At 69.8% G+C, this 19159-nt stretch carries 17 protein-coding genes, 1 pseudogene and 1 riboswitch; of the genes and pseudogenes, 8 read left to right on the forward strand and 10 right to left on the reverse strand.

Annotated elements, in window-relative coordinates; all coding sequences use genetic code 11:
* Window positions 1–782: 782 nt before the first annotated feature.
* The 5 genes from QMK24_RS32615 to QMK24_RS32635 form a co-directional block, all read right to left on the reverse strand.
* Window positions 783–1049, reverse strand: coding sequence for a sigma factor (locus QMK24_RS32615; RefSeq protein WP_349307869.1), 267 nt, complete (start codon window positions 1047–1049; stop codon window positions 783–785).
* A 7-nt stretch (window positions 1050–1056) separates the two neighbouring features.
* A complete protein-coding gene (locus QMK24_RS32620; protein ID WP_283470473.1) occupies window positions 1057–1809 on the reverse strand; it encodes an SDR family oxidoreductase in 753 nt (250 codons plus the stop codon).
* Window positions 1810–1838: 29 nt separating this feature from the next.
* Window positions 1839–2024: a hypothetical protein gene (locus tag QMK24_RS32625; protein WP_283470474.1), complete on the reverse strand. Its 186-nt coding sequence runs from the start codon at window positions 2022–2024 to the stop codon at window positions 1839–1841.
* Window positions 2025–2312: 288 nt separating this feature from the next.
* Complete coding sequence (locus tag QMK24_RS32630) at window positions 2313–3662, reverse strand: hypothetical protein (RefSeq protein ID WP_283470475.1); 1350 nt, start codon at window positions 3660–3662, stop codon at window positions 2313–2315.
* Window positions 3663–3806: 144 nt separating this feature from the next.
* On the reverse strand, window positions 3807–5318 hold the full coding sequence (locus QMK24_RS32635) for an LCP family protein (RefSeq protein ID WP_283470476.1): 1512 nt from the start codon (window positions 5316–5318) through the stop codon (window positions 3807–3809).
* Window positions 5319–5460: 142 nt separating this feature from the next.
* Between QMK24_RS32635 and tatA the strand changes: the two genes are divergently transcribed.
* Window positions 5461–5745: a Sec-independent protein translocase subunit TatA gene (gene tatA / locus QMK24_RS32640; protein ID WP_283470477.1), complete on the forward strand. Its 285-nt coding sequence runs from the start codon at window positions 5461–5463 to the stop codon at window positions 5743–5745.
* Between the two features lie 12 nt (window positions 5746–5757).
* Here the strand turns inward: tatA and QMK24_RS32645 are convergent, their stop codons facing one another.
* Window positions 5758–6000: a hypothetical protein gene (locus QMK24_RS32645; protein WP_283470478.1), complete on the reverse strand. Its 243-nt coding sequence runs from the start codon at window positions 5998–6000 to the stop codon at window positions 5758–5760.
* A gap of 180 nt (window positions 6001–6180) precedes the next feature.
* Between QMK24_RS32645 and QMK24_RS32650 the strand changes: the two genes are divergently transcribed.
* Window positions 6181–6756 (forward strand): TerD family protein, encoded by a 576-nt coding sequence (locus tag QMK24_RS32650; protein WP_283470479.1) that lies wholly within the window; start codon window positions 6181–6183, stop codon window positions 6754–6756.
* Window positions 6757–6896: 140 nt separating this feature from the next.
* Here the strand turns inward: QMK24_RS32650 and QMK24_RS32655 are convergent, their stop codons facing one another.
* A complete protein-coding gene (locus QMK24_RS32655; RefSeq protein ID WP_283470480.1) occupies window positions 6897–7034 on the reverse strand; it encodes a hypothetical protein in 138 nt (45 codons plus the stop codon).
* A 317-nt stretch (window positions 7035–7351) separates the two neighbouring features.
* Between QMK24_RS32655 and QMK24_RS32660 the strand changes: the two genes are divergently transcribed.
* Complete coding sequence (locus QMK24_RS32660; protein WP_283470481.1) at window positions 7352–7711, forward strand: ArsR/SmtB family transcription factor; 360 nt, start codon at window positions 7352–7354, stop codon at window positions 7709–7711.
* Window positions 7695–10379 carry a magnesium-translocating P-type ATPase gene (gene mgtA / locus QMK24_RS32665; protein WP_502962550.1) on the forward strand — a complete coding sequence of 895 codons (2685 nt, stop codon included), beginning with the start codon at window positions 7695–7697 and terminating at the stop codon, window positions 10377–10379. The genes QMK24_RS32660 and mgtA overlap by 17 nt, the downstream gene beginning before the upstream one ends.
* A gap of 35 nt (window positions 10380–10414) precedes the next feature.
* On the opposite strand, the gene QMK24_RS32670 is transcribed toward mgtA, so the two are convergent.
* A complete protein-coding gene (locus QMK24_RS32670) occupies window positions 10415–11488 on the reverse strand; it encodes a S1 family peptidase (RefSeq protein ID WP_283470482.1) in 1074 nt (357 codons plus the stop codon).
* Between the two features lie 509 nt (window positions 11489–11997).
* A riboswitch (M-box (ykoK) riboswitch) is annotated at window positions 11998–12171 on the forward strand.
* A gap of 314 nt (window positions 12172–12485) precedes the next feature.
* Between QMK24_RS32670 and QMK24_RS32675 the strand changes: the two genes are divergently transcribed.
* Complete coding sequence (locus tag QMK24_RS32675; protein ID WP_283470508.1) at window positions 12486–13862, forward strand: magnesium transporter MgtE N-terminal domain-containing protein; 1377 nt, start codon at window positions 12486–12488, stop codon at window positions 13860–13862.
* On the forward strand, window positions 13859–15163 hold the full coding sequence (locus tag QMK24_RS32680) for an NRAMP family divalent metal transporter (RefSeq protein WP_283470483.1): 1305 nt from the start codon (window positions 13859–13861) through the stop codon (window positions 15161–15163). The genes QMK24_RS32675 and QMK24_RS32680 overlap by 4 nt, the downstream gene beginning before the upstream one ends.
* Before the next feature lie 156 nt (window positions 15164–15319).
* On the opposite strand, the gene QMK24_RS32685 is transcribed toward QMK24_RS32680, so the two are convergent.
* Window positions 15320–16015, reverse strand: a complete 696-nt coding sequence (locus QMK24_RS32685; protein WP_283470484.1) for a class F sortase — start codon at window positions 16013–16015, stop codon at window positions 15320–15322.
* Window positions 16016–16148: 133 nt separating this feature from the next.
* Window positions 16149–16505 (reverse strand): hypothetical protein, encoded by a 357-nt coding sequence (locus QMK24_RS32690; RefSeq protein WP_283470485.1) that lies wholly within the window; start codon window positions 16503–16505, stop codon window positions 16149–16151.
* Between the two features lie 719 nt (window positions 16506–17224).
* Here QMK24_RS32690 and QMK24_RS32695 point away from each other — a divergent pair.
* Both QMK24_RS32695 and QMK24_RS41600 read left to right on the forward strand, forming a co-directional pair.
* Complete coding sequence (locus tag QMK24_RS32695) at window positions 17225–18739, forward strand: MFS transporter (protein ID WP_283470486.1); 1515 nt, start codon at window positions 17225–17227, stop codon at window positions 18737–18739.
* 47 nt (window positions 18740–18786) lie between these two features.
* Window positions 18787–18879, forward strand: a pseudogene (locus QMK24_RS41600) (hypothetical protein); the annotation flags it as partial.
* Window positions 18880–19159: the final 280 nt, after the last annotated feature.

Below are 19159 nucleotides of genomic sequence, written 5' to 3' on the forward strand. Positions count from 1 at the left end.
GGAACAGGCGAACCGCCCTGCCCGACGATCTACATGCTGGACACTGCCCCGCCACCAGCCCGAGCAGCCTCACCCGCCATCACACCAGAGGCCCTGACCAGCCAGAATCAAGATGGCGGAGCTTCAGAGAACCATGCAAACCCACTGAACTGGTAGCTCGCCAACCGAGCACCCAACGCGTGCGCCTGCACTGCCCGGGACAAACTCTTCGAACCCATCCGGCCCCCTCCACCCCGCTCCAACACACCGTCGCAGCAGGCCACACCCCATCCAGAACAGCGTTGGACAGAACCATCTTTGATGGAGGGTCAGACGAGACAGCTCCTGTGCGTTGACGGCGCGACGCGCAGGCAGCATTGCACCCTGCGTTGCCCTGCGCCCTCTGCGGGCCGGCCGCAATCGTTGGTCCTGGCCGGCCCATGTGCCTCACGTGCCTCTGGGCGCTGCGCGGGCCGGCTCGGGCGAAGAAGCTGTCCTACGATGATCGGCGAGGGCTGACTGCCCTGTTCTGACCGACCATAGGCCCGCACGGAGCCTTCCGCCTCGACATGGACAAGCGTTTCGGCCCGGGACTCCCGATCAGCGTCACAGTGACCTCAAGCGGGCAGGCCCCGGCGGGAGTTGCCGCCGGGGCCTGCCCGCTCGTTTGGTGAACGCACGCTCATCGTCTGGAGCGGTTGAAGGGTGACTCATCGAGGGTGATCCGATCGGCCGGATCTTCCCCGCTGTTGCCCGCCATGCTGGTCCACTGGGCGCTGTCACGGACCGGCTCGGGCAGCCATTCACCGATGTAGTTCTCGCGCCGGACCGGGCCGAGCAAGGTGGTCGAGACAGATCCGCGACGCGACCCGGGTCAGCCACGCCAGCGCTGTCTCGATCGCCCGCCGCGCTTGTTCGGGCAGGGCATACCAACGGGCATACGTCTCCTGGACGACGTCCTCGGCATCCTGCACAGAACCGAGCATGCGGTAGCCGACGTTGAGGAGCCTGCGACGCTCGACCATGAGGGAGCCGAGGGTGGGGTCCTGAGCGGGTTCAGATGGGGGCACAGCTCCGTCATCCTCCCAGCGCAGCGCTCTGGGAGAGCCATGCCTCGAAGGTCTGGGTGCCCCGGGGACCCGAGCCGGTCGGCAGCTGGCCGTCGCCCGTCATGGCGGCGCCCGTGGCGCCGGGGAGTTTGACCGGCAGCACCAGCCGGCGTTGGTGCCGGGCCCGCAGCAGTCGGTGCACCATGTCGACGAGCTGCTCGACCTGCGGTCCGGCGAGCTCGGGAGCCATGCCCTGCGGCGGGGCGAGGGCGAGGCCCACGAGGTGCCGGGCCACCTCCCGGGCCGCGATCGGCTGGGTGCGCATCCGGGGAACCATCGCAAGGGGCTTCGGGGACCGGTCGAGCATCTGCTGTGCAAACTCGTGGAACTGCGTGGCACGCAGCACGGTCCATGGCACCGGTCCGCCCTCGACCATTTCCTCTTGGCGGAGTTTGCCCTGATAGTAGCCGTAGCCCACCCGGTCGATGCCGACGATCGACAGGGCCACGTGGTGCCGGACCCCCGCCCGCGCCCCGGCGTCCAGGAGATTGCGGCTGGCGGTCCCGAAGAACGAGACCGCTTTCTTGCCGCTCATTGTCGTCATGTTGCTAACGTCGATAACCGCCTTCACATCGGCCATGGCCGCATCGAGTCCCGTGCCCGAAACGAGGTCAACACCACGGGACCTGGCCAGCACCACCGTCTCATGCCCGGCCGCGGTCAACTCTTCGACCACATACCGTCCGATGAGCCCGGTCCCACCTGCCACTGCCACTCGCATGCCACGCTCCTCCTTGCTGTTCCTGCTCGTCACTGCTTGCCGTCCCGCTGCGCGGAGTGCGACGGCACCAGAAGGAGCACCGACACCAGTACCAGAGCAGATAGCAGGACAGCGTTGAGCACCTGGCCGACCGGCTCATACATGCCAAGGTGCTGCAGGTGGTGGAGGAGGTGCAGCACGTTGAAGACCAGCCACACTGCGCCTGTCGCCTGCACGAATCGATTGTCCCGCACGTAGCGCGTGGTGATCACCGTCAGGCTCGCCAGCGCCAGAAACAGGGCCCCGGTGTCTTTGGCGAAGTGCTCGTTATGGGGACCGAGCTGCGGTAGCCAGCTCCTGCCAAAGCCCGGGAAGTTCGCATACCAGCCTTCGGGGCCATCACAGGCATCGGGTCAGCGCGTCCGCGCAGCAGCGCCCGGCTCGCGGCAACTGATGTGGCAGGGAAAGGGATATTCCCTGTCACATCCGCGAGCCCGGGCCATTCCGACGGACAGCGGGCAGGTTCACCAGTCGCCGCCGCCGAAGCCGTCGCCCCCGCCCCCGTCCCCGCCGAAACCGCCCGAGAAGTCACCGGGGTTGAAGTCGGCACCGGAGACGTCGCCGCCCTCCGGGCCGTCACCGCCGAGGGGCGAGGAGTCGGCGTAGGCGGGAGTACTCATCATGGAACCGAGCATGGTGCCCACGAGCAGGCCGGTGAGAATGCCGCCGGCGAAGTAACCGCCTGCCCAGGGGGCGTAGGCGGGTCCGGCGTTCCAATAGGGCTGCGGACCGTGAGCGGTCTGGATCATGCGGGACATGGGTTCCTCGCCGTCGGCCAGGCGGGCTGCGTCTGCCGCACACGCGGGTACGGTCCGCGCCGCCCCGCCCGGCGGGGCCCACTGTGCGTCCGTGGCGGACGGGCCGTGGCGCGGGTCGAAGAAGCAGGGCATCCGGCGCTCGGGCAGCGGGGCCCCGGTCCGGCGCGCGGCGAGGGTGGCCAGCGCGAACCGGCCGTTGTCCAGGGCTTCGGTCACCGGCCGCACGTCCTGCGGCTTCGCCGCGGCGTCCATCATGGCCTTGGCGGCCTCGTATGCGTCCAGGGCGCGGGTGTAGTCCTCGCGCATCGGGTCGTCGGCGCCCGGCTCGGACGGGGTGAAGTCGAGCCGGTCCAGTTCCTCGCCGAAGGCGGTGATGTCCTCGTCGACCACAACGCGCAGGGCTTGCAGCTCGGCTCGCTCGCGCTCCTCGCGCTTCTTCCTGCTGCGGCGGTAAAGGGCAAAAGCGCCCGCGCCACCTGTGACGACGACCGCGCCACCTGTGACGAGTCCGGCCGTCCCGATGCCGTCGTCACCCGATCCGCCGCCCCATGAGGCCGGGGCGCTGCCCTTGGCCTGCTGGTCGGCCTGGTCCACGAAGCTGTTGAGGAGCGCCTTGGTGTCGCCGCCGTACGAGCGCTTGATGGATCCGGCGAGGTTGTCGATCGCGTTCCGCGGCATCACCTTCCGGTCCGCGCCCGCGTTGAAGCCGCTGCCGCCGAGGTACACGGCGTAGACGCCGGTGATGCCGACCTTGGTCCGCAGGTCCTGCAGCATCGTCTTCTTCGGGAACGCGGCGGACTCGGGCAGCACCGCCACAAAGACCGGCTTGTCCGCGTCCTTGATCTTTTTCGCGAGAGCCTCGGCGTCGGCCGCCGACAGTTGCCCCGAGGCCTCGGGGGCGACATAGACCGGGCTCTTCCTGAGAGCCTCGGCCACCGTGTCGAGATTCGTGGCCGCATGGGCCGCCGGCGCGGACCCAGCCACCGCGGCCCATGCGAACAGGGTGACGAACAGGGCCAGCAGTGGCCTGGGCAGCGCCCTAAGAGTGGCTGGCATGGACTCTCCTCAAGACGGTACATGACGGGATATTACAGGGCAAGGCGGGCTGCCTCACCGAATGTTGACCATGGAAGAATGGAAGAACTGAAACCACCGGGGATACGGTCCGGACCCGCGCCCGACGGTGAGCGGCGCACCGGCTCATCCGTAGGACAGGTTGGAGCAGGGGTCGTCGTCGGCGGATCGCGCCTTGTCGGCTATCCCGGCGGCCAGGGCGGTAGGGGTGGGGGTGCTCGGTGACGGGGCGGTCGCGTAGTCCTGGCCGAGGGTGACGCTGATGCCGGGCGCTGTGGTGGTTTTGAGCTCGGCGCCGGGGAAGAGGCGGGCGACGGTTCTGGCCTGGTCCTGCTTGCCGCGGCCGTACTTGATGACTGTGGTGGCGTGGTCCTGGGAGCCCGCGGTCGCGGTACTGGTGACGGTGAAGCCGCCGGCCTTCAGGGTGTCCGCTGCGCGGCCGGCAAGGCCCTTGACGGTAGTGCCGTTGTAGACGGCGACGTTGATGCCCTTGCCTGAGTCGGGGGCCGGAGCGGTGGAGCCGGCCGACGCACCGGGGGACGCCTTGCCACCGGAAGTGCCGCTGGCGTCCTTGCCGTCCAAAGTGCGGTCGGCGCGCAGGGCCGCCCACAGCGTGTCCGCGTCGGGGTGGACGATCGCGACCCGTGCGCCCTGGTAGCGCCAGGGCAGGGTGATGAATTTGGTGTTGTGCAGGTCGATGTCCTTCATGGACATCGCGAAGGAGAGCAGCTTGTCGGCCGAGCCGAGCCCGGGGTCGACGGTCATGGACTTGGTCGCCGCGTTCGCGAGCGGCAGCAGCGTGGTGGGACTGAAGCCCTGCCCCTTCACCTTCTTGATCAAGCTGGAGACGAATGCCTGCTGGCGCTGGATGCGGCCGATGTCGGAGCCGTCCCCGATGCCGTGCCGGAGGCGGACGTAGTCCAGGGCCTGCTGGCCGGAGACGGTCTGCTGGCCCTTGGCGAACAGGAGCTTGCCGCGCGAGCCGCGGTTGGGGTTGAGATCCCCCTGGTAGACGTCCTTGGGCAGGCATACCTGCACCCCTCCGACGGCGGACGTCATCCTGGAGAAGCCCGCGAAGTCGACGACGACGGTGTGGTCGACGCGCAGTCCGGTCAGCTTCTCCACCGTGTTCTGGCTGCAGGCCGGGTTGCCTTGGGCGGTGTTGCCCACGGAGAAGGCCGAATTGAACATGGCATTGCTCTGGGGCTTGGTCCAGGTGCCGTCGGGCAGCTTGCACGGAGGGATGTCGACGAGGGAATCGCGCGGTATCGACACGCCGACGGCGTGCTTGCTGTCGGCGTAGACGTGCAGCAGGAACGCGGTGTCCGAGCGGCCGACGTCGCCCTTCCCGCCGCCAAGGCTGCTGTTGTCGCCCGCTCGCGAATCGGAGCCTATGACCAGGACGTTCTGCCCAGCGGTGGCAGCCTTGGGCCGGTCCTTCGAGACGCCGTCGGCGTCGAAGGTGTTGATGTTCCCGTTGAGCTGGATGTAGATCCAGCCGGCTCCCGCGATGAGCAGGACCAGGATCGCGACCGCTATCGCGGCGGCGATCCGCAGGGGGCTGCGTTGGCGCCGCCGCCCCGGGGCGGCCCGGTCCTCGCCCCCGCGACCCGCCCCCGCCTTGTGGCTGCCTGACATGTGTCCCCCTCGCCCGCGCGTTTCTGGACAGAAGACGCTTCGGCCCGGCCCTTGGTTGTACAGTTGCGCAATGTAGCAAGCTTTTCTGTGGGCGCGGCCACCGGGCCTGCGATCCCGATGACGACGAAAGGGTGGGGCGTCGATGCTTCACAACGGCATGCAACCCTGGCACCTGCTGGTCCTGGCGCTCGTGGTGATCTTGCTTTTCGGCTCCAAGAAGCTGCCGGACACCGCCCGCGCGCTGGGCAAATCGATGCGGATCCTCAAGAGCGAGGCCAAGGCCATGAAGGACGATGGAGCGCCGGCGACCGCTTCCCCCGCGCCCGCGCCCGGGGAGCCGGTGACGCCGCTCACCATCCAGGCCGCCCCCGGCGACACCACCTCCGCCCGCCCAGTGCGTGAGGGCGGGCCCACGACCACACACTGATCTGCGCGCGGATCAGGGACTGGCCGCGTCGAAGCTGTAGCGCACCAGCTCTGCGGTCGAGCGTGAGTCCCGGCGGTAGACATACATGGCCTGCACCTGAGCCTGAACCTGACCGCCGGACGACGGGGTCTCCAGCTCGCAGGGAAGAATCACCTGCAGCACCCACGGCCGGCCGGCCACCCGGATCCGGATCCCGTCTCCGGGACCGCCATCGAGCATGGCCGTCTCCCGCTCCGCCGCGTCATATGTCTTCATGGGCAACACTTTAGAGCTTGCGCAATCTTCAAAGTGTTGGGGGGCGCACCGGCCGCCATGGCGGCGGCTCAGGCTCTACCCTCAACACTTTAGAAGTTGCGCAACTGTGGAACCAGTGGGCGTGCTGACGCGTTGTCCCCGAAGGACGGCACACGACCGAATGAGCAATGGAGGAAGATCATGGGCGTGACCCTGGCCAAGGGCGGCAACGTCTCGCTGAGCAAAGAGGCCCCGGGCCTGAGCGCCGTCACTGTCGGACTGGGCTGGGACGTACGCACCACCACCGGCGCCGACTACGACCTGGACGCCTCCGCGATACTGTGCGACGCGTCCGGCAAGGTCGTCTCCGACCAGCACTTCGTCTTCTTCAACAACCTGCGCAGCCCCGACGGTTCAGTGGTGCACTCCGGCGACAACCTCACCGGCGGCGGCGACGGGGACGACGAGCAGATCCAGATCAACCTGGCCACCGTTCCGGCCGAGGTCGCAAAGATCGCCTTCCCGGTATCCATCTACGAGGGCGAGAAGCGCGGCCAGAGTTTCGGACAGGTACGCAACGCCTTCATCCGCGTGGTCAACCAGGCGGGCGGCGCCGAACTCACCCGCTACGACCTGACCGAGGACGCCTCCACCGAGACCGCGATGGTCTTCGGCGAGCTCTACCGCAACGGCACGGAGTGGAAATTCCGCGCCATCGGACAGGGCTATGCCTCGGGTCTTGGGGGCATCGCCCAGGACTTCGGCGTCAACATCTGACAGCGATGATGTGCGTGGTGATGTTGCCGGTGGGTCCGACTCACCATCACTGGGTTTCGACTGCCGCGTTGGGGATCTGTCGGCCCACCGGGAGCATCCCACCACTCCCCGCCCGGGCCTCACACCGGCACCACCCAGGGTCAGGACAGGTCCCGCTCGTAACGGCGGCGGCCGGTTTGGCGTGGGGCCGGGCGGCGGCGCTGTCCGGCGACGACCGGTGTGAGGATGGTCGCGTTTCTCCCGGGCTGGGTGGCGGCCCGGCCGGCGCTGTCGCTCACCTTGATCAGAAGGGCGACGAGCAGCCGGTTGGCGACCGAGGAAGAGCCGCCCTGGCTCCCTGGCCCTCCGGATGGGCATCTGGGCGCAGGCGGTCCCCGCCACGCGCAATTTGCATGCATGCGCGATATAGCAAGTACCTGAGGAGGGGCTACCGTCCAGGTGCCCGACGAGGACGCCACAGGAATACGAGACGCCACCGGTGGCAGGCACGCATGGTGACCCCGCGCCCCGGAATACACTGAGAGCCGTCTGTCCCCCGCACTAGACTGGCCGTTTTCGGGGGCGAGGATGATGCCCGGGCGACAGGAGCACGGTAGTGGCGACAGGTGCCGGCAACTTCGAGGATCCGCCTGCCGAGGTGTTGACGGAGGCCGCCGCTGCCTTCGGGATGCTCGCTTCGTCCGCCCGGCTGCACATCGTGTGGGCGCTGGCGCAGGGCGAGAGTGATGTGAGCGGGCTCGCGGAGCGGGTGGGTGGTGCGCTGCCCGCGGTGAGCCAGCATCTGACGAAGCTGAAACTGGCGGGGCTGGTGCGATCGCGCCGGGAGGGGCGCCGGGTGGTCTATCTCGTCGACGACCCCGATGTGGTGACTATGGTGCGCTGGCTGGTCGGACAGCTGTCCGACCGCGCCGACCACAAGCCAACGCCGAGGCGCGTTCGTGGCCTGGGCGCCTGAGACCGTCGCGGGCACCGGCACCAGCACCGGCCGTACGATCCCGGACCCGCACGGCCGTTCCGTACGCGACACGGCGGGACTCACTCCGCTGGAAATGTTGCGGCGGCTGGGAAGCGGGCCGCGCGGACTGCTGGAATCGCAGGCCGAGGAGCGGCTGCTCCAGTACGGCGAGAACACCATTGCCGCGCAGCGTCCCGCTTCCTGGCCGGTGCGCTTCGTGGGCAGCCTGCGTGATCCGTTCACCACGGTGCTGCTCTGCCTGGGGCTGGTGTCGGCCGTCGTCGCCTCCTGGGGAACGGCCTGTGTGATCGCGGTTCTGGTCGCGGTCAGCTGTGCGCTGCGCTCCAGCGGGGAGTACCGGGCCGACCGGTCCACCGCCGCGCTGCGCGAGCTGGTCGCCACCACCGCGACCGTCCAGCGGCGGTCCGGCGCGGCAGCGTCGCGGTCCCGGGAGATCCCCGTCGACCAACTGGTGCCCGGTGATGTGATCAGGCTCGGGCCGGGCGACCTGGTGCCGGCGGATCTGCGGCTGTTGCGTGCCTCCGGCCTGACCGTGCGGCAGGCGCCGCTCACCGGTGAGTCCGCTCCGGTCGCCAAATACCCCGTCGATACGCCCGCGGACCCCGGCACAGCCCTGTTCGATCAGCCGTACCTGTGTTTTCTGGGCAGCAGCGTGGCTTCCGGCAGCGGCACCGCGGTGGTCGTCGCGACCGGTGAGGCCACTCAGCTGGCCGGTACCTACCGGGAGCCCGCGCGGCGGCGGCGCGAGAGCGCGTTCGACCGCTCGGTGAACGGGATCTCCTGGACCCTCATCCGGTTCATGCTGCTGACCCCGCCGCTGGTGCTGATGGCCGATGCCGCGCTGCGCGGGCGCGGGCTGGAAACGCTGCCGTTCGCGGTGGCGGTGGCGGTCGGCCTGACCCCCGAGATGCTGCCCGTCATCGTCACCACGGCGCTGGCCCGGGGCGCGGCCGGCCTGGCGCACGGCAGCGAGGTGATCGTCAAGCGGCTGCCGGCGCTGCACGACCTGGGCGCGATCGATGTGCTGTGTACGGACAAGACCGGCACCCTCACGCAGGACCGGCCGATCCTCGACTGTCATCTGGACCCGGAGGGCCGCAGCGATCCCGAGGTACTGCACTGGGCCGCCGTGAACAGCCTGTGGACGCTCCAACTCGCTGATCTGCCGGCCCCGGATGCCCTGGACGAGGCGATCCTGGAGGCAACCGAGGATTGCGGCGAAGAACTGCTGGCTTACGACGGTGTCGCCGCACTGCCCTTCGACGCGGTACGCCGCAGTTCGTGCGCGGTGGTGCGCCGACCTAGCCGTACGGGCCTGCACACTCTGGTCGTCAAAGGGGCAGTCGAGGACGTTCTGGAGCGGTGCACCCGGCTGCGGGCCGGCGGCCGGGAGACGGAATTGGACGCCGCCGCCCTGGAGCGCCTGCGCCGCCTCGCCATGGACCAGGCCGAGGACGGTCTGCGGCTGCTGGCCGTCGCCCTGGCCGATCGTCCCGCGCGGCTCGGCCCGTACACATCCGCCGATGAGTACGGCCTGACCTTCGTCGGCTTCGTCGGGCTGCGCGACGCACTGAGACCCACCGCCGCCGATGCGCTGGCGGTCCTCGCCCGTAGGGGTGTCGCCGTGAAGGTCCTCACCGGTGACCACCCGGGCACCGCCGCCCGCGTCTGCCGCGATCTGGACCTGGACCCGGGCGAGGTCGTCACCGCGGAGCGGATCGATGGCCTCACCGGCGCAGGTCTGGCCGAACTGGCCGACCGCAGCACGGTCTTCGCGCGCTGCACGCCCGAGCACAAGGCCCGTATCGTCGGCGCACTGCGCGAGCGCGGGCACACCACCGGGTTCCTGGGCGACGGCGTCAATGACCTGCCCGCGCTGCAGGCCGCCGATGTGGGGATCTGCCCGCGCGACGCGGTCGATGTGGCGCGCGAGAGCGCCGATGTGGTGCTCGCCGCCAAGGACCTCACCGCCATCGACGACGCAATCCTCGCCGGGCGCCGCAGCAGCGGCAATATCGCGACCTATCTGCGCATCACCCTGTCCTCCAACCTCGGCAACGTCATCTCGATGCTGGTCGCCGGGCTGCTGCTGCCATTCCTCCCGATGCTCCCAGTGCAGGTCCTGGTGCAGAACCTGTGCTTCGACGCCGCCCAGCTCGCCTTCGCCTTCGACCGCCCCGGTCCTGCCGCGCTGCGTCGCCCCGCGGAGCTGCGCCCGCGTGACTTCCTGCGCTTCATCACCGGCTTCGGCCTGCTCAACGCCATTGCCGACCTGGCCACCTTCGGGGTGCTCGTACTCGCCGTGCACGGATCGGGCCGTCCCGGCGGCCAGGCGTCCTTCCACGCCGGGTGGTTCACCGAAAACCTCCTCACCCAGGCGCTGGTGATACTCGTACTGCGCACGGGGCGCCGGGCCGCCGAGGGCCGCGCCCCTACCCCGGTCCGGCTCGCCACGACGGTGCTGGCCATGATCGGCCTGCTGCTGCCGCTCTCACCCCTCGCCCCTGTACTGGGCATGGCCGCCCTGCCGCCCGTCTACTACCTGCTGCTCGCCGCCGTCCTCGCGCTGTACGGGGCAGGGCTGATGGCAGCCAGGGCACGCTACGAGAAGCGCCAGGAGCAATGGCCGCAGGAGCCCGGCCGCTGATGAGCGGCCGGGCTCCTGGGGGCTGGCGCCGGGTGTCAGCCGATCGACGCGCCGTACACGCTCAGTGCGGCGGTGACCGGCTGGAAGAAGGTCTCACCGCCGTTCGTGCAGTCGCCGCTGCCGCCGGAGGTCAGGCCGATCGCCTGGTCACCGTCGAAGAGTGCGCCGCCGCTGTCGCCGGGTTCGGCGCAGACATCGGTGTCGATCAGCCCGTTGATCGTTCCCTCGGGGTAGTTGACGGTCGCGTCCAGGCCGGTGACCGTGCCGCCGTGTACGCCGGTGGTGCTGCCGCTGCGCTGCACCGGCTCCCCGACGGTCGCGTCACTCGCGCCGGAGATGGCCTGGGTGGTGCCGTCGTACAGATCGACGGCGCTCGGGTGGTCGATGGATCCGTCGGTGTACCGCACCAGCGCGTAATCATTGCCGGGGAACGTGGCGCTTTCCACCGAGCCGATCTCGGAGCCACCTTGAGAGTCCGACCAGCTCTGGTACGCGACGCCGCAGTGGCCGGCGGTCAGGAAGTACGGCTGCCCGTCCTTGACGACGTTGAAGCCGAGCGAACAGCGTGCGCCGCTGGCCCAGATGGCGTCACCACCGGCGATGAACGGTGTGAGGCGGCCCGTGGAACGCCTCAGACGGGCGGCGCCGCCCAGCGCTTTGACGGTCTTCACCAGCCGGTCGAGCCTGGCGCCCGTCACGGTGCGGTCCGCGGTCACCACGACCTGGTCGGTACGTGGATCGATGGACCAGGCTGTGCCGGGGATCCGGGCCTGTGCGCCCAACGTGTGCGTGGCGCCCCGCAGCTGGGCGAGCGAGTGCTGGACGATCCGCGGCTGCGCACCCGCCTGCCGCACGCGCTCACCCGCTGACGTGTTCAGGACGTTGACGACGAGCTTGCCGCCGGCGGCGTCGTAGTAGGAGCCCGCGATGCCGGTCTCGCCCAAGCGGGAGGCGAGGTCACCCGCGAGGCGGGACGCGGCAGCGGGGGTGAGGGTCCTGGGGGCGGGTGTGGCCGCCTGCGCCTGCGGGAGCATCACCGCGGCGGTGAGGACAGCAGCGCCCGCCGTCGCGAGCGCAGTGCGATACCTGATGATCCGTAAGGTGTTCAACTCGACGCCTCCTGTGGGGGGTTGGGTCCGCAGGACGTGCGCGGGCCCCGAAGGTGTGCGGATAGGTTCCGCCGTGCCCCGTCGACCGGACATCTAGCGCGTCCATGCCAACGTTCACCGTCGAGTATTTCGATGCCTCGAGGCGCCGGACAAGACCGCGTTCCGGCCCATCGCGGCAGCTCCGGCGGCGTGGAATCCCGCCGCACACTCCGCCTCATTCCCGGACGAGCCCGTACGCGATAAGGCTGCCTGCGACCGGCCGCGCACAGCCGGTGAAGGCACTCGTGGCCGAGATGCGGCCGCTGTGCACCGGTTATCGGAATGCGGGGGCCTGCTCAGCGGACGAACGAGGGGAAGCCGGGGCGCAGGCGTACTTCGTTGGGCGGCCGCCTGGCGCGGCGACGCCTGCTGCGGCTGGAGAGGGGCGCCAGGCAGAGCGTGCTGGGGCAGGATGACGCGGGCGGGTTGGCGCGGCCGGCGGTAAGGGGCGTAAGCTACGGCCGGTTGTTTGGGCACCTCGTTCGGTGAGGCGTCTTCACGGACACAGGCCACTGATCCCACCCGTCGAGAGACGCTCCGGATCAGGACAGGTCTCCCCGACCTAAGGGGTGACCCCAAGTGGCTTCCCGCAATGGCGGGACTACGCCGTGGAGTGCCAAAGCTCTGACGAGTTGGGGTGAGCCGGGATTCCACCCGGTCCGCTCCTTGCCGAGTCGCTGCGACGCCCGCGTGGGTGTCCCCGGCCGGAAGGAGGCGAGATGGACAGTAGTCCGGGCCATAGTTGTTGGCCCCTTCCCGCGTTGTCCTCGTCGTCCTGCCGCGGCGCCGGGCAGCCGCTCCTTCCCTGACCGTCCGGCCCTCCACCGGTCGCCACCCCTGACGCCTGCCCGGCCGCCCCGCCGGGCCCGGCGGCAATGGGCGCGCGGCCACGGCCCGCCTGGTCACAGGGCGCATGCTGCCCGCCGCCGCCCACGCCCCGCCGCCGCGGGGCAAGGGGGTGTTCATCTTGGCCACCAACACTCTGTTCATGACCACATCCGCCCGCCTGCGCAACCGCAGGGTGCATCTGGAACGCCGCGCGACCGCCTCCAAGGCGGTCCGCGCCTCCCTGGTCTCGCTGGCCGGCCTCATCGGCTGCCTGGTCACCAACCAGGCCGGCGAAGAGGTCGGCCGCGTCGTGGACGTGGTCGCCCGCCTCTACGGCACCGACCCGTATCCGCCGGTCACCGGGCTGGTCATCCGCATCGGCCGCCGCCGCGCGTTCCTGACCGCCGACACCATTGACCAGGTCCGCAGCGGCCGGGTCCGGCTGCGCACGGCTCGGGTGGACCTGCGCGAGTACGAACGCCGTCCAGGAGAGGTGCTGCTGGCCCGGGACGTGCTGGACCACCAGCTCGTCGACGTCGACGGCGTCCAGGTCACCCGCGCGGCCGACCTCTACCTGGCGCCGCTGGCCGATCGGGTCGTGCTGGTCGGGGTGGATGTTTCCCTGCCCACCCTGCTGCGACGGTTGGGGCCCCGGCGCTGGCAGGCCCGCCCGACGCCGGAGCGGGTGCTGGACTGGCAGGCGGTGGCCCCGTTCGCCGAGCACGCCACCGACGGTCCGGCAGAGGTCCGGTTGCGGGCCTCGCGGTCCGCGCTGCACCGGCTGCGGCCCGCCGACCTGGCCGATGTCCTGGAAGACCTCGGCCGCACCGAGCGCCAGCAGTTGCTGGGCTGGCTGGAGCCCGCCCGGGCCGCCGACGCACTGGAGGAGATGGAACCGGCCGAGCTGGAGAACCTGCTCCGCGAGGCGCCGCCCGAGCACGCCGCGCGGCTGGTGGACGAGATGGAGCCGGACGAGGCCGTCGACGCGCTGCGCGACCTGCAGCCCGCCGAGCGCGAGACGCTGCTTGCCCGGATGCCCCAGGCCGAGGCCGCCGAACTGCGCGGGCTGCTGGCCCACCGCGAAGGCACAGCCGGCGGCGCCATGACCACCGTGGTGGTCACCGCCCGCCGGGAGGAGACCGTCGGGCAGGTTCGTGCCGTCCTGGCCGGGCAGGCCGAGCACCGTACCGAGATCGACGCCGTCGCGGTCCTGGACGACAACGGCCGCCTGGTCGCCGACATCGCCCTGTTCGACCTGGCGGTGGCCGAGGACACCACGACCGTCGGTGAACTCACGGACTGGCTCGCCCAATTCGGTCCGCCGGTCACCTTGGTTCCGCAAGCGCGCATCGCCGAGGCCGCCGCACTCCTGGTGGCCGCCCGCGTCTCCTCCCTGCTCGTCATCGACGCCGACCACCGTCCGCTCGGTCGGATCCTGGCCGATGACGTCCTGGACACCCTGCTGCCCGAGCGCGGGCGCCTGCACTTTCGGAGGTTCCTGCAGTGACCCGCGACCTCGACACCACCGCCACCACCGCCACACGTCCCACAGGGGAACGTCCCCGCGGCCTGAAGGGGCGGTGGCGGCGCCTGGCCCTGGTAGCGGCGGTCGCCGGTCCCGGCCTGGTCGCCGCCAACGCGGGCAACGACGCCGCCGGCATCGCCACCTACGCGAGCGCCGGCTCCCAGTACACCTACGGCACGCTGTTCTTCATGGTGCTGGTCACCGTCGCCCTGGTGATGGTCCAGGAGATGGCCGTCCGCCTCGGCGCCTACACCGGCAAGGGCCTGGGCGCGCTGATCCGCGAGCAGTTCAGCCTGCGCCTGACCGCCCTGGCGCTGGGCTGCCTGCTGCTGGCCAACACCGGCCTGGTCGTCTCGGAGTTCGCCGGGATCGGCGCCGCCTTCGAGCTGCTCGGCGTGCCCAAGTGGGCCGTCATCCCCCCGGCCGCGCTGCTGCTGTGGTCGCTGGTGCTGTTCGGCTCCTACCGGTACGCGGAGCGGATCTTCCTGCTGATGTCGCTGGTGTTCTTCGCCTACCCCATCGCGATGATCCTCGGCCACCCGCACTGGGGGAACGTCGGCTCCCACCTGGTCGTCCCGCACTTCGAACCCAGCAAGGCATTCATCCTGCTGGGAGTCGCGCTGATCGGCACCACCGTCAGCCCCTACATGCAGTTCTACGCCGCCGCCGGCGTCGTCGACCGCGGCGCCAAACCGGAGGACTACCGCCTGATCCGCGCCGACGCGATCCTCGGCGCGGTCTTCGCCTGCGTGATCAGCCTGACCATCATCATCGCCACCGCCGCCGCCATCGGTGGCACCGGCCCGCTGGAATCCGCCGCCCAGGCCGCCTCCGCCCTCGAACCCGTCGCGGGCAAGGACGCCGAGCTGCTGTTCGCCTTCGGCCTGATCGGCGCCTCCGCGCTGGCCGGCGCGGTGGTGCCGCTATCGGCCAGCTACGCGATCGGCGAGGCCGCCGGCGTGGAACGCTCGGTCTCCCGCAGCTTCCGCGACGCACCTTTGTTCCTGGGACTGTTCACCGCCCAGATCGCGCTGGGCGCGGTGGTGGCCATGACCCCCATCAACGTCATCCAGCTGCTGATCGGCACCCAGGTCCTGCAGGGCCTTATCAGCCCCATTGTGCTGATCTACCTGCTGATCCTCACCAACCGCCGCAGCCTGCTCGGCAAGGCCGCCAACACCCCCCGCTACCGGATCGCCGCCACCGTCGTGGTCGTGGGCGTTGGCGGGATGTCCACCATCCTGCTCGTGCAGACCGTACTGGGCTGGTTCGGCTTCGGCTGACCCCCGACCGGGCGGTGGCATACCGGCCCAACTGACAGTGTGAGCACGCGGTCGGCGCAGCCTCGCGCAAAGCACCCCTGGTGACAGGATCCGTCCCTGGTGCCGAGTATTGGGCCGACGGCGCGCACGGCGCTTCGGGTACTGGTGCGCGAGCGGTCAGCTCTTGCGCGAGGATTCCAGGTGGGCGAAGACAACGACGTTGTCCGAGTAGTCCTTCTTCTTGTGGTCGTACGACCCGCCGCAGGTGATGAGGCGCAACTGGGCGTTGGGAGTGTCGCCGTAGACGCGCTGGTCGGGGAATGTCCCCTTGGAGAAGGTCTCGACGGAATCGACCTTGAATGTCGCGACGATGCCATCGGCGCGGGTGATCTCGGCCGTGCTGCCTGGCTTGACCATACTGAGCAGGAAGAACACTGCCGGGCCCGTGGTGGTGTCGACATGGCCGGCGACGATCGAGTTGCCCTTTTCACCAGGCGTGGGGCCATCCGCGTACCAGCCGGCGAGGTTGCTGTTGTCTGTCGGTGGAGGGTCCAGCTTGCCCGACCGGTCGAGGTGAAGGGGCGTGAAGGGGGCGCTCACGCCGAGGATGGGGATCGTCAGAAGGGTGGGGCGGGAGGCGGGAAGCGCGTGGCTACTGCTGGTGGGCGGCGCCGCCGGGGGTGCCGCCGGGGGTGCGGCCTGTACGACGGCGGAGGCGGGGGGCCCGGCTTCGGAGGGGTCGATGGAGTTGTAGATCAGGAAGGCGCCGAGGAGGATCGCGGCGGTGGCCCAGCGCAGGACCCGCGACCGGCTGTCGCCACCCGGCGCGGAGTCCGCCGCGCGGGCGGTGTGCTGTGTCGTCTGCTGGGCCATGAGGTGATGCCTTTCATCAGCTCCGGGATCGACGGTCGTGGCGCCCGGCCAGGTGCCGGAACCGGCGTTGCCACCGTCATCGTGCGACGACGGTGGCAACGCCAGAACGGCGTGGTTCAGGTTCGGCGCCGGATCACACGGCCAGGCCGGCGGACGTGCTGCGGCGGCGCAGGACGTAAGCGCCGGCGCCGAGGCCGCCGAGCAGCAGGACGGAACCGGCGGCCAGGCCACCGCCGGACAGGGCCATGCCGCCACCGCCGGTGTGCATGCCACCCTTCGGCTTCTTGCCCTCGCCCTCGTGCCCCTTCCATCCGTCCTCGGACTTGGCGCCCTGCTCGGTCGAGGAGTAGCCCTCGCTGGAAGCGGACGAGGAGCCGGGGGTGCTCGGCTCGTACGCGTTGTGGGCACCCGTGGCGTGGGCGGCGGGAGCGGCGATGGCAAGGACTGCGGAGATGGTGGCTCCGGCCAGCAGGGTGCGAGCAGTGCGCATGGGAGGATTCCTTCCGTCGCGACATACGCTGGCTGACAGGGCATCAGCCACAGGAAACGCAGTAGCGACATGATTACCGTCAGTCATATGCCGCTGTTGTGCCACCGGAGAGGGCCGCACGGGGTGGCGGTGTCCGCTCTTCGGGTGGCGATGGACGGGGGCCGACGTCCCAGAGCCCGGCTGACGATGCCTTATCGGACAGGGCATTAGCCCGCCACCGCCATGGACCGCCCCCGCGGATCGCGTCATCGCTCTGTCGCGTCGCTCAACGCGTGGCCGCGCCTTAGTCCGGTCGACACGGCTGACATCATTCCGCCGGTGTCCTGACCCGTCGGCCTGCGCCACACCGGAGCCCTGGACGACAGCGGAGCAGCCGCAGCGCAGCTTCAATCGGAGGGGGTCTGACCAGGGAAAAGCGCTCGATATCGGGAAAGGCGGGTTCACCCTTCCGGTCGTACCGGCGGTCCCCCGCTGAGTGCCCCGTGCACGCAACCCTCGCCCGGATCTTGAACCGACCGCCGACAATTCAGGAACGACCACCTGCGCCCTGACCATCACCGGGAGTGCCGGCCCCCTCTCCCCCACCGAGGGCCGGCTGATCGACTGGTGACGTGCCCGTACCAGGCTTACGATCGAACGGTGGGCGAAACTGCCCGCAGCGTCTCCCGTGAGGGCCATGCGCCATGACGACCTCACAACCAGCACCAGCACCAGCACAAATGACAACCGCCCCGGCCCGGGGCGGCGGAAACGCAATCGCCCTGCTGGTCATCGCCTCGTGCCAGCTGATGGTGGTTCTCGACATCACCATCGTGAATATCGCGCTGCCGCACATCCAGAGCGCTCTGAACTTCTCCACCACGAGTCTTTCGTGGGTCGTCAACGCGTACACGCTCACCTTCGGCGGGCTGCTGCTCCTCGGTGGCCGCACCGGGGACATTCTCGGCCGCCGAAGAGTCTTCATCTTCGGCGTTCTGCTGTTCGTCCTCGCGTCCCTGCTCGGCGGCCTTTCACAGAACTCCGGCCAACTCATGGCCGCCCGATCCCTCCAGGGCGTCGGTGGCGCCATCGCCTCGCCGACCGCGCTGGCACTGATCACCACCACCTTCACCGAAGGCCCGGCCCGCAACCGGGCGTTCGGCGTTTTCGCGGCGGTCTCCGCCGGCGGCGGCGCGATCGGTCTGCTGGCGGGCGGCGTACTCGTCGAATGGCTCAACTGGCGCTGGGTGTTCTTCGTCAATGTGCCGATCGGACTGCTCATCGCCCTGGCCACACCTCGCGTGATCAAGGAGTCCGAGCGCCATCCCGGCCACTTCGACCTCGCCGGGGCGCTGACCGCGACCCTCGGTATGGTGTGTCTGGTCTACGGCTTCATCCGGGCCGCGCAGGACGGCTGGCGCGACGGCTTCACTATCGCGTCGTTCGCCGCCGCCGTGGTACTGCTCTCGACCTTCATCCTGGTGGAGCAGCGCTCGAAGCAACCAATCACCCCCTTGCACATGTTCGCGGACCGCAACCGGGCGGGCACCTACGGAATCATGCTGAGCCTCGCCGCCGCGATCTTCAGCATGTTCTTCTTCCTCACCCTGTTCGTCCAAAACGTGCTGAACTTCAGCCCGCTCCAGGCAGGTCTGGCCTTCCTTCCGGTCAGCGCGGTCATCGCGGTGGGCGCCGGACTGGCCTCCCAACTCCTGCCGAAGTACGGCCCCAAGCCCTTCATGGTGACCGGCTCGATCCTGTGCGCGGCGGGGCTTTCCTGGCTGACCCAGACGGACATCCACTCCACCTACCTGGGCAGCATCCTGGGACCGATGCTCATCTTCAGCCTCGGCATGGGCATGAACTTCGTCTCCGTGACCCTGATGGCCGTCTCCGGCGTGGCCCCGCATGAGACCGGCGCGGCCTCCGCCCTGCTCAACACCACCCAGCAGGTCGGCGGCTCACTGGGCCTGTCCATCCTGGTCACCGTGTTCGGCACGGCCAGCCGCAACGAGGCCCACAACCAAATACCGCAGTTCCTGGCCCAGGCCGGCCCCTTGGAACGCGCGAAATTCCAGCAGACCGGACAACTCCCGCCACCCTGGGGCGACCAGGTCCTCACCTCCGGAATCGCCACGGCCTTCATCGTCGCCGCAGCATTCACTGTGATAGCCGCGATCATCGCACTGCTTGCCATCCAGGTGCGCCCGGCCGATCTGGAACGCCTCCAGGGAGGGCTCGGGCCCGGGCCCTGAGGTCCCCGGACGGGGCCTCAGGGGCCCGGCGAGAACGGGCTGCTCAGATGGATGCCGGCGCCGTAGCCGCCGAGCAGCTGGCGCGGACCCTGCGCGCCGCCGGGCCCGACGCGACGCTGTGGACCCCCGTTCCCGGGGGATCCGCGGTTTTCTACGCGCGCCGGTTCTTGCATGAGACGGTCATCCATCGTGCCGATGCGACCCTGGCCGTGGGTGCGGAGTTCACCGTCGACGAGGAGGTCGCCCTCGACGCTGTCGACGAGTGGATGGACCTCGGCTCGCTGCCGATGCACTTCGAGGTCCACCCCTGGATGCGCGAGCTGCTCGGTGCCGGGTGCACTCTGCATTTCCACGCCACCGACACCGCGCCGGAGGCGGCGGCTGGGTGGCTGATCGACCTCGGGCGACGCCATCGTATGG

Source organism: Streptomyces sp. PH10-H1 (assembly GCF_030063355.1).
Taxonomy (GTDB): domain Bacteria; phylum Actinomycetota; class Actinomycetes; order Streptomycetales; family Streptomycetaceae; genus Actinacidiphila.

Bases quoted from the DNA above. Each gene is read 5' to 3' on its own strand.
- tatA (WP_283470477.1), top strand. From the start codon at position 5,461: ATGCTTCACAACGGCATGCAACCCTGGCACCTGCTGGTCCTGGCGCTC.
- QMK24_RS32685 (WP_283470484.1), bottom strand. From the start codon at position 16,015: ATGGCCCAGCAGACGACACAGCACACCGCCCGCGCGGCGGACTCCGCG.
- QMK24_RS32620 (WP_283470473.1), bottom strand. From the start codon at position 1,809: ATGCGAGTGGCAGTGGCAGGTGGGACCGGGCTCATCGGACGGTATGTG.
- QMK24_RS32695 (WP_283470486.1), top strand. From the start codon at position 17,225: ATGACAACCGCCCCGGCCCGGGGCGGCGGAAACGCAATCGCCCTGCTG.
- QMK24_RS32645 (WP_283470478.1), bottom strand. From the start codon at position 6,000: ATGAAGACATATGACGCGGCGGAGCGGGAGACGGCCATGCTCGATGGC.
- QMK24_RS32650 (WP_283470479.1), top strand. From the start codon at position 6,181: ATGGGCGTGACCCTGGCCAAGGGCGGCAACGTCTCGCTGAGCAAAGAG.
- QMK24_RS32690 (WP_283470485.1), bottom strand. From the start codon at position 16,505: ATGCGCACTGCTCGCACCCTGCTGGCCGGAGCCACCATCTCCGCAGTC.
- QMK24_RS32630 (WP_283470475.1), bottom strand. From the start codon at position 3,662: ATGCCAGCCACTCTTAGGGCGCTGCCCAGGCCACTGCTGGCCCTGTTC.
- QMK24_RS32635 (WP_283470476.1), bottom strand. From the start codon at position 5,318: ATGTCAGGCAGCCACAAGGCGGGGGCGGGTCGCGGGGGCGAGGACCGG.